The organism is Streptosporangium sp. NPDC020145, from assembly GCF_040631275.1.
In the GTDB taxonomy this organism is placed as follows: domain Bacteria; phylum Actinomycetota; class Actinomycetes; order Streptosporangiales; family Streptosporangiaceae; genus Streptosporangium.
Window position 1 is genome coordinate 202102 of sequence record NZ_JBEXZT010000007.1, and the last position, 16668, is coordinate 218769.

Here is a 16668-nt window from a genome sequence, read left to right on the forward strand (position 1 = left end):
ACACCCCCGTCCCGGCTCAGCCGCTCCCTCTCCCCAGGACCCGGCCGAGCAGCCGTCCCAGCCCGCCGGAGCGGCCGACCGGCGCGGCGGCACCGGGGGGCTCCGGGAGCAGCCCCCGCTCGCCGAGCCAGGCCGCGAAGTCACGCGCGTCGGCCCGGGAGCCGCCCTCCGGCTTGGGGCGTCCGCGCGCGTAGCCGTCGAAGTGGGCCGCGAAGCCGTCGCCGAGCAGGACGACCAGGTCGGGCCTGACCCTGGCGACCGTACCGCGCCGTTTGGAGATCAGCGCCCCCTCCTGGACCCGCAGCCGCGCCGCGTCGAACCCCTCGGGGACCTCGCCCCCCGCGACCAGGGCCGCGACCAGCTCCGCCTGCGCCCTGCCCAGTTCCTGCCGCGCCCGCTCACGGGAAGGCTCAGACACGGGCCATCGCACCGCGGATACGGCCGAGCTCCTCCTCGAACACGGCGTCACTGGGGTAGTCGCCGTCCCATTCGAGCAGCACGCCCGGCGGCTCGGTCCTGGCGCACAGCTCGGTGAGGATCTCCAGCACCTCCTGCGGCACCCGGGAGGTGTGCGTGTCGTGCCAGAGCCCGTGGTGGGAGTGCCCGCCCGCGACGTGGACGTAGGCCAGGGCGGAAAGCGGCAGCCCGTCCAGCGCGGAGACCGCCCCGAGCCCCAGGTTGACCTGGTTGGTGTAGAGGTTGGCGACGTCGACCAGCAGCCCGACCCCGGTCGCCTCGACCAGCTCCCCGAGGAACTGCGCCTCGGTCATCTCGTCCTCGGGCCAGCCGAACAGCGCCGCCACGTTCTCCAGCGCCAGCGGTACGGCCAGCGCGTCCTGGGCCCGCCGTACGTTCTCCACCACGACCGACAGGGCGGCCCTGGTGCGCGGCACGGGCAGCAGGTGGCCCGCCTCCATGCCGCCCGCCCGCACGAAGGCCAGGTGCTCGCTGACCAGGGGTGAGCCCAGAGCCCGCGCGCAGGCGTCCAGGTGGGCCAGCCTGTCCGGGTCGGGCGGCTCCGCGCCGCCGATCCCGAGGCCGACCCCGTGCGGGATCACCGGAACGCCTCGGGCCAGCAGCACCCGCAGCGACTCGGGGAGCGCGCCGGGCCGGATGTTCTCCGCGATCACCTCGACGAAGTCGACACCGGGCATGCGCTCGACGGTCAGGTCGATCTCGGGCCGCCAGCCCAGGCCGACCCCCAGTCGCCCGGCCGCCCCGTGCTCAGCCACCGCCGCATCCTCCTCCGCAGCCGGAACCACAGCCGGAGCCGCCGCCGCAGCTCGACCCGCCCGAGTCCCCACCACCGCCCGAGTCCCCTCCTGCGCCCCAGTCTCCCGACCCGAAGTCACCACCGCCGCCGAAGGAGGAGCCGTCGGAGGAGGACGAGCCTCCGCCGCAGGCGCCCGCGGCGCAGCTCGACCCGCCGCCGGCGGTGTGGGCGTTCCTCTTCAGCTCCTCGGTCAGCAGCGGGTCGCCCAGCTCGCCCAGGCCGTACAGGGCCACGGGGAAGGCGACCGCGAAGGCCAGGTCGGAGGTCGCGGGACGGGCGCCGCGCACGTGGACCCCGCGGGCGGCGGCGAGCGTTTCGTGCCCGGCCCGGCTGAGCGCCCCCCGCAGGGCTCGCCGCATCCGCGAGTAGACGACGAGGCCGCTCACCGAGGCCACCGCCCCGGCCAGCGTGGACAGCACGCCCAGGTGCCCCCACGACAGGACGGACAGCAGCGAGCCGAACTCGAAGAGCGCCGCGATCACGGTGAGGACCAGCAGCCTGCCGTGGAGTCTGCGCGCCTCGGCGAAGGCGCCCTCGGGCACCAGCAGTCCCATCCCCAGCAGGCGGTAACGCAGGCCGTCCACGGCGACCCCGGTCCCCACCGTACGGCGCAGCTCCGCCGCCGGGCAGGAGCCGCCCCGCTGCCTGAGGGCGTCGAGAACGGCCTTCTCGACAGGTTCCGCGGGAGGCAGGGCGCCCGTCACGAGGCTGATCCGGCCGCCCCTGGCGACCCGGATCGAACCCGCCCTGGCCAGCACGCCGAGCGCGGTGTTGACCGCCCTGAGCGGCCCACCGGCCAGATAGGCCAGCTCGTAGGGGCCCAGGGGCGCGCCCGTACCCCTCGGGGGGCCCGCGAGCACCCTGCGATGCTCGCTCCGCAGCCCCACCGCGGTGGTCCATACAGCCGCCACGAGGGTGACGCCGATGACGAGCAGTGTGAATTCCATGTCCGCCTCCGGGGGAAAGGCAAGGCGTGCGCGCGTGACTGTTCTGTCAGGTAGACGTGGGGAACGTCCCCGAGGTTGCGCCTGACCGCCTTTTTGTCGTCATCTTTGTCGCCTTGGTCTTCCCCTACCCCCGTACGGCACCCGTACGACACGACACGCCGGTCCCCGTACCGGAACCGGCGTGTCGGATGTCCCCGGCGAAAGGGACGCGTGGATCAGCCCAGACGCTCGACCAGCGCCCGGTACTCGTCCCACAGTTCCCTGGGCAGGTGGTCGCCGAAGGTCTCGAAGAAGGCCGGGACCAGGGCCGCCTCCTGGCGCCAGACCTCCTCGTCCACGGTGAGCAGGGTGCGCAGGTCCTCGGCGGGGATGTCGAGGCCCTCGGTGTCCAGCTCGGCGGGCAGCAGGCCGATGGGCGTCCGTACGGCCTCCGCCTCACCGTTGAGGCGGTCCACGATCCACTTCAGGACGCGGCTGTTCTCCCCGAAGCCGGGCCAGATGAACCGGCCGTCCTCGCTCTTGCGGAACCAGTTCACGTAGTAGACCCGCGGGAGGCTGACGCCCTCACGCCTGCCCAGGCCGATCCAGTGGGCGAAGTAGTCGCCCATGTTGTAGCCGCAGAAGGGCAGCATCGCGAACGGGTCGCGGCGCAGCTCGCCGACCTTGCCCTCGGCGGCGGCGGTCTTCTCCGAGGCGATGTTGGCGCCGATGAACACGCCGTGGTTCCAGCTCAGCGACTCGGTCACCAGCGGTACGGCGCTGGCCCTGCGCCCGCCGAAGAGGATGGCCGAGATCGGCACGCCCCTGGGGTCCTGCCACTCGGGGGCGATGGTCGGGCACTGCCCGGCGGGCACGGTGAAGCGGGCGTTGGGGTGGGCGGCGGGCTCGTCGCTCTCCGGCGTCCAGTCGCGGCCCCGCCAGTCGGTCAGGTGCGCGGGAGGCTCGTCGGTGAGCCCCTCCCACCACACGTCGCCGTCGTCGGTCAGGGCGACGTTGGTGAAGATGCTGTTGCCCCAGAGCGTCCTGATCGCGTTGGCGTTGGTCGACTCGCCGGTGCCGGGGGCGACGCCGAAGAACCCGGCCTCGGGGTTGATGGCGTACAGGCGGCCGTCGTCGCCGAAGCGCATCCAGGCGATGTCGTCGCCGACCGTCTCGACCTTCCAGCCCGGGATGGTCGGCTGGAGCATGGCCAGGTTGGTCTTGCCGCAGGCGCTGGGGAAGGCCGCGGCGATGTAGCGGGTCTGCCCTGAGGGGGGCGTGAGCTTGAGGATGAGCATGTGCTCGGCGAGCCAGCCCTCGTCGCGTGCCATCGTGCTGGCGATGCGCAGGGCGTAGCACTTCTTGCCCAGCAGGGCGTTGCCGCCGTAGCCGGAGCCGTACGACCAGATCTCGCGGGTCTCGGGGAAGTGGCTGATGTACTTGGTGGAGTTGCACGGCCACGGCACGTCGGCCTGGCCGGGCGCGAGCGGCGCGCCGACCGAGTGGACGGCCTTGACGTAACCGCCGCGCTCCTCGATGAGCCGCAGCGCCCGCTCCCCCATCCGCGTCATGATCCGCATGGAGACCACCACGTACGGCGAGTCGGTGATCTCGACGCCGAGCTGGGAGATCTCACCGCCCAGCGGCCCCATGCAGAACGGCACGACGTACATCGTGCGCCCGCGCATGCAGCCCTTGAAGAGCCCGGCGAAGGTCCGGCGCATCTCGTCGGGGGCGATCCAGTTGTTGGTCGGGCCCGCGTCCTGTTCGCGCTCGGAGCAGATGTAGGTCCGGTCCTCGACACGGGCGACGTCCGTGGGGTCGGAGGCGGCGTAGAAGCTGTTCTGCCGCTTGGACAGGCGGGTGAGCGTCCCCTGCTCGACCAGCAGGTTCGTCAGCCGGGTCCATTCGACCTCCGAGCCGTCGCACCATTCGATCCGGTCGGGCTGGGTCAGCTCGGCGATCTCGTTGACCCACGCGGCCAACTCTTCGTGGGTGGTAGGACTGGGGGCGGTTACGTCCTCGATAACGGACACTGCTACGGCTCCTTACGCTCCTCAGGGCCAGGTCATCATTGACGACCAAACCGCCGTTAATCCAATTGGCATAGACCAGTGAATAACGGCTGTCCGTCGCCGCAACGACTCCGAACCGGCCCCGGCGACCGGCATAAGGGCAGGCAGGAGTCATGATGTTCCGGGTGACCTACCCAAAAGAAGCGACGTTAAAGGAGCGTGTTCCGCCAGTGGTATAGGCCATTAACAGAGGTCTAAACCAATCACCGCACAGGTTCAGACCAATTTCGGCCCGTTTTCCCTGGCCCGCCTCAGGAACCGATGTCCGGGCCGGAGGCGCGCACCCGGTCGACGTGCTGAAGCGCGTCGCGCAGATCGGCCAGCCAGGTGTCGGTGTGGGCGCCCACCAGACGCACACACCAGGCGAGCGCGTCACTGCGGCTGCGTGCGACCCCAGCCGCCACAAGAGTGTCCAGGACGCGCCGCTCGGGCTGGCGCAGACGTGTCATGACCGGGACCGAGAGTGTGGTGAACATCACCGTCTCGTCACCCACCGCGATGCCCCACGAGACCTTCCTGCGGAAGCGGTGCTCGGCCTCCCTGGCGATCTCGACGCGCCGCTCCCTGGTCTCCTCACGGAAGCGCTGGATGCCGCCCTCGACGGCGGCGGCCCGCTCGATCTCGGAGACGCCCTCGGCGGGCGCGGGCGCGGCGAGCCTGCCGACGACCGTGATCTCCTCACGGTCGAGCACGATCTCGGGACGCCCCTCGAACCACCCCTCGGGCAACCGCCCGGAGAACCAGCCACGCAGCTTCTCGACCGCTTCGTCACTATCCATGTAATCGAGATTACATCGCTTCATCCAAGGGGACCATCGCCGGCCCCGGACAGGGACGGGTGGGCCTCCTGTGGCACTCGTTGCAGTGTTCACACCTGTCGCCTAGACGCGACAATCGGCCCATGAGCTCACCTCAGCGCCCCGAGGGACTACGCGAACGCAAGAAGGCCAGAACCCGGCGAACCATCCAGGAGCAGGCACTGCGCCTGTTCGCCGAGCAGGGCTACGACGAGACGACCGTCGAACAGATCGCGGAGGCCGCGGAGATCTCGGCGAGCACCTTCTTCCGCTACTTCCCCACGAAGGAGGACGTCGTCGTCCAGGACGACCACACCCCCCTGGTGATGACGGAGCTGGCCGCCCAGCCCCCTGAGCTGGCACCGGTCCCGGCGCTGCGCGCGGCGGTGCACACCGCCTTCACCCGGCTCGCCCCCGAGGAGGAGGCGCAGATCCTCGCCATGACCAGGCTCCAGCTACGCCACGTCGCGCTGCGGGCCAGGGCCGTGGACAGCATGATCTGCACGATCGACACCCTGGCCGAGGCCCTCGCCGGACGTCTGGGCCGCCACAGCGGCGATCCGCTGAGCCGTACGGCCGCGGGCGCGGTGGTCGGCGCGATCCTGCCCGCCCTGTTCGGCTGGGCCGAGTCCGGCGGCGTCACCCGCCTAGCAGACACCGTCGACGAGGCCCTGTCCCTCCTGGAAGGAGGCCTAAAGGTCTAGGACTCCTCCGGTGCCATCCGTGAGGGGTGTGGCTTGTGCCTTACCGGTGCCGTGTGTGAGGAGTTTCGGCTTGGGCGCGTCGGTGCTTGGACTGAGGAGCGAAGGAGCGAAGCGGATGAGCGGCGAGGGAAGGCACCGACCCGACGCGCCCAAGCCCGCGACGCCGCAGGCGGCGCAAATAGGCACAGTCATCTCACCTGGGCGGCTATCTGGGGGCTGATGCGGACGGCGCCGGCGAAGTTTCTGGTGTAGATCGGGACGAGCTTCACCACGTCACCGGTCCTCGGCGCGTGCAGCATCTTGCCGTCGCCCCAGTAGATCGCCACGTGGGAGACGTAGCCGGGGTTGGTCGGGTCGTTCCGCCAGAACAGCAGGTCACCCGGCTGGGCCTGGGACAGTTCGATCCGCGGCCCGGAGACGAACTGCTGGTGGGTCACCCGGGGGACCTGGATGCCCGCCTGGCGGTAGGCCCACTGGACCAGGCCTGAGCAGTCGAAGGTGTCGGGGCCCTCCGCTCCCCACACGTAGGGGCGGCCGAGTTTGCTGATCGCGGCGGTGAGGACGGTCCTGATCTGGGGGGCCGTCGGGAAGGCGCCCACGGGCCAGACGGTGCGCCTGGGGGCGGTGAACACCGGGTTGATCGTGGCGACCTGGCTGCCCTTGGGCAGGACGCGCAACAGCCTGTTGCGCAGCTCGGCCGAGTCGGCGCCCGGCGCGCTCACCACCAGCGCGTTGTCCTGGGGGAAACCGAGGGAGCGCGCGGTCTGCTGGGAGACGACGGCGTCGATGGCGCCCATGCCCATGGTCGCGTAGGCGCCGACGCGCAGGCTCGTCCTGGAGGTGGAGACGGTCTTGCCCAGGGTCATGCCGCCGTCGTTGCCCAGGACGAAGGAGACGACCAGTTCTCCCGCCGAGACGTTGCGCCAGAGCCGGTCGGAGCGGGCGGTCGGCTTGGGGGTGAAGGCACGGAACGTCGAGGGGTTGACCCCCAGCGTCTGCACCCGTTTCCCGTCGAGGACGACCTCGGCGGCGTCGGCGCGTTCCACCGCCCGTACCCCGGAGAGCCGGGTCACCCTCGCCACGACCGCCGAGCTGAGCGGTTTGTTCGTCACGACGAACAGGTGCGGCTTGCGGATCGTGGTCAGCGGGGCGACCGGCGGTGGCGGGGTCTGGGCCGGGGTGGGGGTCGCCGTGTTCTGCGGGACCTCCTGGAGAGCTCCCTGGAGCGTCTGTCTGGCGACGGGCCTGCGCAGGGCCGTCGTCGAGGAGTCGTCGGGCAGCCTCAGGACGATCACCACGGCCGCGGTCAGCATGACCACCGCGACCGTCGCCACGATGGGAACGGCAGGGCGCGGCGTGCGGATGCGGGGGCTGTAGGCGAGGTCCTGTCTGGCCTCGTCGATCAACCGGGAGACACGCGTCCGCCTGTCGGGCACGACATCTTCCCTTCCACCCGTCCTGATCCACCCCTACGTAGAGTGCCGTACGCCGCGCCACAATGCGCAGGAACTCACCAAAACGCTCCAAACACGACACGCTGTGCAGTGGCGTCGGGGTTTCGGCCGGCCCGAAGGGCCCCCAACATGGGTACGGACACGGGTCTGGACATGGCTATCCGCCGGGACCCGGTCCCGGCGGATCAGCGTGTCCGATGCGGATCAGTTGCCGATGTACGGCACGGCCTCGATGATCTCAACCGTGTTGGACCTGCCGTTCGGCATGGTGTAGGTGGCCTTCTCGCCGATCTTCTTGCCGTTGATCGCCGCCCCCAGCGGCGACTTGGGCGAGTAGACGTCGATCGGGGCACCGCTCTCCTCGCGGGAGGCGAGCAGGAAGGCGACCTCCTCGTCCTCTCCCTCGAACCGTACGGTGACGGTCATGCCGGGCCCGACCACGCCCTCGGCACGGGGGGCCTCACCGACCTTGGCGTTGTCGATGATCTGGCGGAGGTGGAAGATGCGGGCCTCCATCTTGCCCTGCTCGTCCTTGGCGGCGTGGTAGCCGCCGTTCTCCTTCAGGTCGCCCTCTTCCCTGGCGGCCTCGATCTTCTTCGCGATGTCGACACGCCCGGGCCCCGAGAGGTACTCAAACTCCGCCTTCAGGCGGTCGTACGCCTCCTGAGTTAGCCAGGTGACGCTCTCGTTTCGGGAGTCGGCCACGGGTTCTCCTTGCTTCCTCTGTGGGGCTTGGTACTAAGGGGTAGCGCTCGTTCGAATTTCGACAGGCTAACAAGTTAACCGGCCGAGCGCTTCCCCAAATGTCTCACTATACGAGATAGCAGTAGTGAACGTCGCCGGAAGTAGCCTGGCTACTGGTCTCTAGCCTCTCGGTAAGGCGGACATACCCCTCACCAGCGGGAATATTGACCTCGCGGCTGCCCACTTCGACGTGATCCACATCCATGGCCCTGAGCCTGCACACGGCGGCGCGGCTGGACGGCTTGACCACTTCGAAGGTGATCTGCAGAGAATCGCCGCGGCTGGTGTCGAACGCGATGACCTGGTCGATGACCTCGGTGTTGCCCTTGGACGCCCACATCACGTATCCCCAGCCCCCGGCGCACACCGCGCAGAGGATCGCGATCACGACGTGCACGACGAAGCGCCCCCTGCGCTCCGGACGGTCGGGGAAGTCGTCCGGGGTGCCGAGCACGGGGCCGGTCTGACGGCCCGTCCCGGCCTCGCTGGTGGCCATGCGGAATCTCCCTGCGCTACCTCGGTGTTATCCAAGACAATTGTCTCTCGCGGGGGCCTTGCCCTCGCGACCGCCCAAGAGAAACTAACCTCTCTTTAGAGTGACCCAGCCCAACCCGGGGAGCGGTGCGGCAGGCGGGGCCGAGCACGTCACGGCGATGAGCGCGTCCGTGCGGCCCGCGCGGACCCCAGCGCGCCCAACGAAGAGGAGACACCGAGCCCGTGAGTGCACCGCTGAGGCTGATGGCAGTTCACGCGCATCCCGACGACGAGTCGAGCAAGGGTGCCGCGACCATGGCACGCTATGTCGCCGAGGGCGTGGACGTGCTCGTCTGTACCCTCACCGGAGGGGAACGCGGCTCGATCCTCAATCCCAAGATGGACCGTCCCGACATCCTGGAGAACATCGGGGAGGTCAGGCGTCTGGAGATGGAACGCGCGCGGGAGATCCTCGGCGTCGAGCAGCGCTTCATGGGGTTCGTCGACTCGGGCCTTCCCGAGGACGAGAGCGAGCCGTTGCCCGAGGGGTGCTTCGCCGTGCAGCCGCTTGAGGTCGCCGCCGCGCCGCTGGTCGCCGCGGTGCGCTCGTTCAGGCCGCACGTCATCCTCACCTACGACGACGACGGCGGCTACCCGCACCCCGACCACATCATGACCAACCGCGTCTCGGTCGAGGCCTTCGAGGCGGCGGGCGACCCCGACCGCTACCCGGAGGCGGGCGAGCCCTGGCAGCCGCTCAAGCTCTACTACCAGATGGGCTTCACCAAGGCCCGCTTCGAGGCGCTCCACGAGGCGATGAACGCCCGCGGCATGGGCTCGCCGTACGCCGACTGGATCTCCCGGTGGGAGGACCGGCCGGAGAAGTGGCCGGTGACCACCCGGGTGCCCTGCGGCGACTACTTCGAGGTCCGTGACCTGGCGCTCCTGGCGCACGCGACGCAGGTCGACCCGGACGGCTTCTGGTTCGTCTGCCCGCGCGAGCTCCAGGCGGAGATCTGGCCGACCGAGGACTACCACCTGGCCCGCTCCCTGATCGACACCACGCTCCCCGAGGACGACCTGTTCGCCGGCATCCACGCCGACGAGGTCTCCCCCGCCTGCCACTAGGGAAATCACCGGCCCCTTCGGCCCCGCCGGAGGCGGGACCACGGGGTCGGGATGGCAGACTTGAAGGGTGCCTACAGATCCGAACTCTCTCAACTCCCTGGTCAGCCCCGGCCTGCTGGGCTTCCTGATGGTCGCCGCGCTCGGGCTCGCCCTCTACCTGCTCGTCAAGTCGATGCGGCGGCAGATCTCCAAGATCGAGGTGCCGTCCGAGGCCGAGCTGCGGCAGCGCGACAGGGACGGCGCCACGCCGATCTCATGACCAGGCGCGCTCAAGGGCCTTCGGCAGGCCCCAGCGCCCCAGCGGGGTGAGCACCTCGCTCTTGTCGACGATGCCCAGGCAGGCCCACAGCGGCGTGACCGAGCTGAAGAGGGTCTCCGCCGCCTCCAGGTCCTCCGGGTCGTCCATCTGGACGTCGATGTCCTCGGACTCGGCGATGAACCTGGCGATCCGCTCCGGTGAGGCCAGCACGCCGGGCCCCCGCCTGGCCAGCGTCGCGACCACGGCCAGCCAGTCGGCGTGGTGGATGGCGCACAGCGCGGCCAGCACCGCGTCCTCGTGGCTCAGCTCACCGTCCAGGTCGGCGAACTCCTCGGAAACGTCGTCGTCCTCCGGCAGGTCGGAGACCGGTCCCGCGATGCCCGCGGTGACGCTCAGCCACAGTTCCTCGTCGTCGGCGGGAAGCGGCTCCCCCTCGTAGCCCGCGCAGGCCCGCAGCACGTTTCCCGGGTAGCCGGGGTCGGCCAGCACCTCGCGCAGCCGTACGCAGGCGGCGCGCAGGTCCGCGGCGGGGCGCTCCGGGGGCGGCAGTTCGGCCAGGATGCGCCGCAGCTCGCCGAGCGCGAACGCCTCCTCCTCGTCCCAGGCCGCGAACAGCTCCTCGTCCTGCTCGTCGCTCACCGCGATCCCCGGCACCCGCCCGTCGGGCAGCGGGCCGTTGAGCCAGCGTTCCTGCAGGTCCTCGTAGGCCTCCCTGGCCCGTTCGTCCCGTAGCGCGAGCGCGTCCGGGTCGATCTCCCCCGAGGCGACCCGCTCCTCAAGGAAGGACACCATCCGCTGGAACATCTCCCTGGCGACCGGGCCTCGTTCGTCCTCCTCGGGCCAGACGAAGAAGCTGCGGGTGAGCAGGAGGGGTTCCGTGCCGGTCGACTCCAGCCACCGCTGCACGTCACCGACCGTCGCGTTGCCGGACTCGATCGCGCCAAGCGTCGTCTTGGCCGAGTCCCAGAAGTGGGGGGACAGCGGATTGCCCAGCGCCGCCAGCGCCCTGCGCAGGTCGGGAACCGCCACCAGGGCGACCCCCGAGGGTACGGCGAGCAGCGCGCGGGCCACGTCACGACGGGTCAGCTCAAGGGCGGGCCGTCCCGCGTGCACACAGACGAAGTCGAGATCCACGCCCAGTGAGCCTACGCGCGAAGCCGCTCGAACACACCTCCCAGCCCGTAAACTTCCTCCCCGCGTCCAAAGAGGGATCGCCGGGACACCTCACCCCATCCCTCCGGCCGTTTTCCCCGGCGCCGGGAAAGCCATCTAGAAAGCACCCATTCCTCATTTGTCGCTTTAAATCTATCAGACAACAGACATGACTAATAGTCATGATTTTTCGCCAATCTCCTGCTAGATCATGATTATCGCCTTTTGAGCAGTCTCGGCGATCTTCGAGACGTCAGGAGAACTCGTGCTACGACCCCCCAGAAGCGTCGCCACGGCGACGCCCGTCGCCGTGATCCTCTCCCTCACCGCGGCCCTCGTGACAAGCACCCCCGCCCACGCGGCCGACCCGCCCGCCCAGGTGGAGCCCCGCACCGGCACCGAGACCCCCGCCCTGGTCAGCGGCCTGAACGAGGCTCCGGTCAGCGGCGACCCCGTCACCGTCGCCCGGCACCACCTCCGCCAGGGCCGGTACGGGATCACGAACGTGAACACCGACCTGGTCCCCCTCGACGTGGTCCGCGACGGCCAGGACGAGACCGTCCGGTTCGAGCAGCGCTACCAGGGCATCCGCGTTTTCGGCGCCAACTACCTCGTGCAGATGACGAAGGAGGGCAACGCCCACCGGGTCACCGGAGCGGGCGGCCGTTTCCTCACCGAATTGAGTGTTTCGACCACGCCGAAATTCCCGGAAAGACTCGCGCTCGACGTCGCGCTTTCCCGGACCGCGGCACGGACCGGCGGCGAGAAGGAGGCCCTCACCGCGGTCTCCGGCGGCCTCGTCGTCGTCCCGACCGGCAAGGGCCTGCTGGCCTGGCGGGTGACCGTCACCGGGACCGACGCGCGCAGGCAGCTGCCGCTGCTCACCGACGTCTACGTCAACGCCGGGAACGGCGCCCCGCTGTTCGCCTCCGACCGGATCCGCACCGCCGTCGAGAGCTCCGCCGAGGGACCCCTCGCCACCACGGGCACGACGGTGCGCGGCGCCACGGTGCCGATCAACGCCTACCAGCGGGCCGACGGCAGGTACGAGCTGCGCGACCGCACCCGGTGGAACGGCACCGCCGGCGAGGTCGTCACCTACGACGCGCAGAAGCGCGACGTCTCGCGGTTCCAGGGCTCGCTGCCCGCGGACACCCCGATCGTCGCCTCCGACACCCCCACCTTCACCGGCGCCACCACGGAGATCGGCGCGGTGGACGCCCACTGGGGCGCGAACCAGGTCTACGAGTACTACCGGCGGCTCGGACGTGACGGGCTCGACGGCAAGGGCGGCTCGATGCTCTCGGTCGTCAACGTCACCTCCTCCGGCAGGCCGTACATCAACGCCTTCTGGGACGGCACCAAGATGGTCTACGGCGGGGGCGGTGACCAGTACTACTCGCTGGCCTCGGCCCTGGACGTGGTCGGCCACGAGATGACCCACGGCGTGGTCGAGCACACCGCCAACCTGGTCTACTTCGGCCAGTCCGGCGCGATGAACGAGGGCATCGCCGACTACTTCGGCAACGCCATCCAGAGTGACGCCGAGGGGATCGACCCGGCCGACCCCGACGCGGGGCTGCTCGGCGAGACGCTCTGCCGTACCGGGACACCGCGTCAGTGCGCCCTGCGTGACCTCAACGACGGGCGGGTGGCCGCCGACGACTACGTGGGCTCCACCGGCCGCATCGACAGCGCGGGCGTCCACCTCAACTCGACGATCTTCAGCGGCGCGCTGTGGGACATCCGCGAGAAGCTCGGCGCCAGGGCCGACAAGGTCGTGCTCAAGGCCCTGTCCGAGTACATGACCCCGCTCGACGACTTCAGCGACGGCAGGCGCGCGGTGCTGGCGGCGGCCGTACGGTCCCGGCTCGGGGCGCGGGACCTGCTGACGATCGCGCGGGCCTTCGACGCCCACGGCATCAGGAACGGCTGGGAGCGTCGCATCGCCACCGACCACGACGTCCTGCTGCGCGGCGTCACCGACCCCTACGCCCAGCCGGACGCGGCCGGTGACCGTTACGTGGTCACCAACTCCTCCGCCGACCAGACCGCCCCCGCGGCCGTCTACACCGGACGGGTGCGCGGCGGCAAGGCCGTCCAGCTCTCCGAGCCGAACGAGATGTCGAGCTACGACGCCGTGACGGACGGCAGGAGCTCGGTGTGGACGACCTACGTCCAGCGGGAGGACGGCTGGAAGATGCAGCTGTGGAGCAGGCCGCTCGACCGCTCCCAGCCGCAGCGGCTGATCCACGAGGGCGACGGCGACGTGCCCAACATGGCGGTCGACGGTGACACGATCGCCTACTCGGTCTGGGACTCGGCCACGGGCGGCTACGACCTGTGGGTCAAGAAGGGCGACGCGGCCCCGGTCAACATGACGCCGCAGCCCGGGATCTACAGCAGGGTGCCGACGATCAGCGGCGGCCGGATCGCCTACATCAAGCTGTACCTGTGGGAGGGCGGCCCCCGCCGTATGGTCATCACCACCCGTGACCTCGCGACGGGCCAGGAGACCGACCTGCCGGCCCCGCCGAGCCCGCCGAACGTGATCGGGCTCGTGAGCGGCCCGGTGCTGACCGGCACCTCCCTGTTCTGGCTCCAGGACGCCCAGCAGGACGGTCTTCAGGGCATCATGCGCGCCGACGCCGACGGCGGTTCCCCGGTGGCGCTCACTCCGGACGACGCCACCTCGCCCAGGCTGCTGGACATGGACGCCACGGACACGGCCGTCACCTACAGCGTCTACCCCGACCTGACGGTGATCAGCAACGACACCCTGCCCAAGATCACCCAGATCCCGGCCAGGGGCGGCAAGGCCGTACGGGTCACCTGCAACCGGGGTGAGCAGGCCCAGTTCGCCTCGGGCGAGGGCGGCAGGGTGATCTGGATCGACGGCACCGCGGCCCACGTGGACCTGGCCACCCGGGCCCGCCCGAGGGGTGCCTGCCGGGCGGCGTAACCGTACCGAGGTCGTCCAGCGGGCGTGGGGGCGCCCGCTGGACGGCTCCGCGAGCGGGATCAACGGGCAGTATCGGATGGATCCGCCGTTAAAGTGTGATGATGTACGTACGGCAGTCCGACAAGCTGGCCAACGTCTGCTACGACATTCGCGGTCCCGTACCGAAGCGCGCGGCAGAGCTGGAGTCCCAGGGTCACCACATTCTCAAGCTGCACATCGGCAACCCTGCTCCGTTCGGCTTCGAGGCTCCCGAGGAGATCCTGCAGGACATCATCCGCAACCTGCCCGTCTCCCACGGCTACGGTGACTCCAAGGGCATCCTCAGCGCCCGCAGGGCCGTCGTGCAGCACTACGAGGGGCACGGCTTCCCCGACCTCGGCGTGGAGGACGTCTACCTCGGCAACGGCGTCTCCGAACTGATCGTGATGGCGATGCAGGCGCTGCTCAACAACGGCGACGAGGTGCTGGTCCCCTCCCCCGACTACCCCCTGTGGACCGCCGCGGTCTCGCTCAGCGGCGGAACCCCCGTCCACTACGTCTGTGACGAGGGAGCCGACTGGCTGCCGGACCTCGACGACATCGCCTCGAAGATCACCGACAGGACCAAGGCCCTGGTGATCATCAACCCGAACAACCCGACGGGCGCCGTGTACCCGCCCCGGCTGCTCGAAGGCCTGGCCGACCTGGCCCGCAGGCACGGTCTCGTCGTCCTCGCCGACGAGATCTACGACCGGATCCTCTACGACGGCGCCGTCCACACCTCGATCGCGGCGCTGGCCCCCGACCTGTTCTGCTTGACCTTCTCCGGCCTGTCGAAGACCTACCGGGTGTGCGGCTACCGCTCGGGCTGGATGGTGCTCTCCGGTCCCAGGGAGCGGGCGTCGTCCTACATCGAGGGCCTCGACATCCTGGCCAACATGCGCCTGTGCCCCAACGTGCCCGGCCAGCACGCCATCCAGGCCGCCCTCGGCGGCCACCAGAGCATCGAGGACCTCGTACGGCCCGGCGGACGCCTGTGCGAGCAGCGCGACCGCGCCTGGAAGCTGCTCAACGACATCCCCGGGGTGAGCTGCGTCAAGCCCCTGGGCGCGCTGTACGTCTTCCCCAGGCTCGACCCCGAGGTCCACCCGATCACCGACGACGTCCGCTTCGCCCTCGACCTGCTCGAACGGGAGAAGCTCCTCATCGTGCAGGGCACCGGCTTCAACTGGGCCCGCCCCGACCACTTCCGCCTGGTCACCCTCCAGCACGCCGACGACCTCGAAGAGGCCATCGGCCGCCTGGGGGGCTTCCTGTCCACCTACCGGCAGTGACGTCCCGTGACCGCTTCTCCGTCGTGCCCTGACGGGAAGGCGGTCACGACCGCCCGGCCCCCTCACGGTGGCGCGGCGAACCGTCCACCGGCGCCTCCCGCGTGTGCGCGGCCCCTGGCCGGGCGGGCAGGCCGAGGTGGGCGATGATCCGGTCGGCGACGGGGGCCAGCAGGTCGTGGAGCCGGTGGGTGGCGTCAGCGCCGAGGGTGGCCCAGGGGCGTTCGGCGAGTTCGTCGGTCCGTTCCTCGACCGCCCGGCGGAGGGCCTGGCCCGCGGTGGTGAGAGCGCGCGTGTCGGGCTCCAGCAGCCCGCGGGTGATCAGGCGCCGCTCGGCCGCCTCCCACTCCTCGTCCGTCCACTCCCGGATCCCCTGCAGACGCTCGCGCCGGTCCGCGCCCGCGGCGACGACCAGCACCAGGGCCTCCGGCCCTTCGACGCCGGAGTGCAACAGCGTGGCGAAGTGGCCGTCACCCCGGTGTTCACGCAGAGTGGTCGCGGCCTGCCAGAGCGCCAGGTGAGGTCGCGACGGCAGGGGCAGCGCGGCGTTGGCGCTGCCCAGCGGGCGGCCCGGGGCATCCCGGCAGGCGTTCGCGGCGAGCCCGGCGAGCCCGGCCGCCTCGGCCAGCTCGGGTGCGGCGACGGACTCCTCCCCGAGGATCGCGCGGAGACCGGCGTCCGCGGCGGCCAGTCGCGCCGCGAGCACCGCTTCGGGGTTCGTCTCCGCCCGGACCGCGCGGACTTCGCGCTCCACCATGCGCGGGCTGAAGTGGTGGAACAACGCGTGGACAGCGGCCGGGGAGACCTCCCCCAGCGGAGCGGTGCGCAGCGCGAAGTACGGCGTCCAGCGGCCGGTCAGCCCGAGCCGCCGGAAGGCTTCGCCGGCCTGCGGGGCGAGGACGGCCACCAGATGGTAGGGCTCCAGGACGGCGCGCATGGCCCGGGTGAGATCGTTCACGGAAGCCTCCGAGGCGGGTGGGAAAGGTCGTGGAGCAGGAGCCCGGGCCGTGCTCCGATGTGCCCGGTGGCCTGTCAGGGAACGCCGATCACCGCCGCCAGGTCGGGCCGGGCCCGGGTCGGCAGCAGTTCCGTGACCTCGTGCGCCACCAGACCCGCCCGCAGGTAGGGGTCCTCCCCCAGAATGCGGTCGAGCTCCTCACGGGACACCCCCTGGGCGAGGATGAACCCTCCGGTGGCCGGCACCTTGCGGCCGCCCAGAAGGAACGTCCCGCTCCTGAAGTGCTGGTCGATGAAGACGTAGTGCTCATCGCGCAGCGGGAGAATTCGCTCCTCCGGGACCAGATAGGACAGCAGTACCAGGAACATGCGGCCGCTCCCAGAGCTCATTGTCGGTGATGGGCGACGACGGACGGGGTGAGGGGACGCACCGCCGGACGACGACGGCGCGCC

General features: G+C 70.4%; 16 protein-coding genes. 5 read left to right on the top strand and 11 right to left on the bottom strand.

Annotated features, from left to right (window positions below; genetic code table 11):
- Positions 1-16 precede the first annotated feature (16 nt).
- From ABZ463_RS16070 to ABZ463_RS16090, 5 genes are all read right to left on the bottom strand, one after another.
- Complete coding sequence (locus ABZ463_RS16070; RefSeq protein ID WP_362776638.1) at positions 17-418, bottom strand: hypothetical protein; 402 nt, start codon at positions 416-418, stop codon at positions 17-19.
- On the bottom strand, positions 411-1232 hold the full coding sequence (locus ABZ463_RS16075; RefSeq protein WP_362776641.1) for a DUF692 domain-containing protein: 822 nt from the start codon (positions 1230-1232) through the stop codon (positions 411-413). The genes ABZ463_RS16070 and ABZ463_RS16075 overlap by 8 nt, the downstream gene beginning before the upstream one ends.
- Positions 1225-2220 carry a TIGR04222 domain-containing membrane protein gene (locus ABZ463_RS16080; RefSeq protein ID WP_362776644.1) on the bottom strand — a complete coding sequence of 332 codons (996 nt, stop codon included), beginning with the start codon at positions 2218-2220 and terminating at the stop codon, positions 1225-1227. The genes ABZ463_RS16075 and ABZ463_RS16080 overlap by 8 nt, the downstream gene beginning before the upstream one ends.
- Before the next feature lie 215 nt (positions 2221-2435).
- Complete coding sequence (locus ABZ463_RS16085) at positions 2436-4235, bottom strand: phosphoenolpyruvate carboxykinase (GTP) (protein WP_352013806.1); 1800 nt, start codon at positions 4233-4235, stop codon at positions 2436-2438.
- A 290-nt stretch (positions 4236-4525) separates the two neighbouring features.
- Positions 4526-5053, bottom strand: a complete 528-nt coding sequence (locus tag ABZ463_RS16090) for a hypothetical protein (protein ID WP_352013807.1) — start codon at positions 5051-5053, stop codon at positions 4526-4528.
- Positions 5054-5175: 122 nt separating this feature from the next.
- Here ABZ463_RS16090 and ABZ463_RS16095 point away from each other — a divergent pair, with 122 nt between their 5' ends.
- Positions 5176-5775: a TetR family transcriptional regulator gene (locus ABZ463_RS16095; protein WP_352013808.1), complete on the top strand. Its 600-nt coding sequence runs from the start codon at positions 5176-5178 to the stop codon at positions 5773-5775.
- 188 nt (positions 5776-5963) lie between these two features.
- Here ABZ463_RS16095 and ABZ463_RS16100 read toward each other — a convergent pair whose 3' ends face one another.
- The 3 genes from ABZ463_RS16100 to ABZ463_RS16110 form a co-directional block, all read right to left on the bottom strand.
- Positions 5964-7211: a C40 family peptidase gene (locus ABZ463_RS16100; protein ID WP_352013809.1), complete on the bottom strand. Its 1248-nt coding sequence runs from the start codon at positions 7209-7211 to the stop codon at positions 5964-5966.
- A gap of 222 nt (positions 7212-7433) precedes the next feature.
- A complete protein-coding gene (gene greA / locus ABZ463_RS16105) occupies positions 7434-7934 on the bottom strand; it encodes a transcription elongation factor GreA (RefSeq protein WP_352013810.1) in 501 nt (166 codons plus the stop codon).
- Positions 7935-8040: 106 nt separating this feature from the next.
- The gene (locus tag ABZ463_RS16110) at positions 8041-8469 is read right to left on the bottom strand and encodes a DUF4307 domain-containing protein (protein WP_352013811.1); all 429 of its coding nucleotides are present in this window, start codon (positions 8467-8469) and stop codon (positions 8041-8043) included.
- A gap of 221 nt (positions 8470-8690) precedes the next feature.
- Between ABZ463_RS16110 and mca the strand changes: the two genes are divergently transcribed.
- Together mca and ABZ463_RS16120 are read left to right on the top strand one after the other, a co-directional pair.
- Entirely contained in the window at positions 8691-9575 is an 885-nt protein-coding gene (gene mca / locus ABZ463_RS16115; protein ID WP_352013812.1) for a mycothiol conjugate amidase Mca, read from the top strand.
- 67 nt (positions 9576-9642) lie between these two features.
- On the top strand, positions 9643-9834 hold the full coding sequence (locus ABZ463_RS16120) for a hypothetical protein (RefSeq protein ID WP_352013813.1): 192 nt from the start codon (positions 9643-9645) through the stop codon (positions 9832-9834).
- Here the strand turns inward: ABZ463_RS16120 and ABZ463_RS16125 are convergent.
- A complete protein-coding gene (locus ABZ463_RS16125) occupies positions 9829-10968 on the bottom strand; it encodes a hypothetical protein (protein ID WP_362776650.1) in 1140 nt (379 codons plus the stop codon). The two genes, ABZ463_RS16120 and ABZ463_RS16125, sit on opposite strands and share 6 nt — an antisense overlap.
- A gap of 283 nt (positions 10969-11251) precedes the next feature.
- Here ABZ463_RS16125 and ABZ463_RS16130 point away from each other — a divergent pair, with 283 nt between their 5' ends.
- The gene (locus tag ABZ463_RS16130; RefSeq protein ID WP_362776652.1) at positions 11252-13948 is read left to right on the top strand and encodes a M4 family metallopeptidase; all 2697 of its coding nucleotides are present in this window, start codon (positions 11252-11254) and stop codon (positions 13946-13948) included.
- A 101-nt stretch (positions 13949-14049) separates the two neighbouring features.
- On the top strand, positions 14050-15261 hold the full coding sequence (locus ABZ463_RS16135; RefSeq protein ID WP_352013816.1) for a pyridoxal phosphate-dependent aminotransferase: 1212 nt from the start codon (positions 14050-14052) through the stop codon (positions 15259-15261).
- A 43-nt stretch (positions 15262-15304) separates the two neighbouring features.
- Here the strand turns inward: ABZ463_RS16135 and ABZ463_RS16140 are convergent, their stop codons facing one another.
- Together ABZ463_RS16140 and ABZ463_RS16145 are read right to left on the bottom strand one after the other, a co-directional pair.
- Complete coding sequence (locus tag ABZ463_RS16140; protein ID WP_362776655.1) at positions 15305-16216, bottom strand: hypothetical protein; 912 nt, start codon at positions 16214-16216, stop codon at positions 15305-15307.
- 74 nt (positions 16217-16290) lie between these two features.
- On the bottom strand, positions 16291-16584 hold the full coding sequence (locus tag ABZ463_RS16145) for a YciI family protein (protein WP_352013818.1): 294 nt from the start codon (positions 16582-16584) through the stop codon (positions 16291-16293).
- Between the last annotated feature and the right edge of the window lie 84 nt (positions 16585-16668).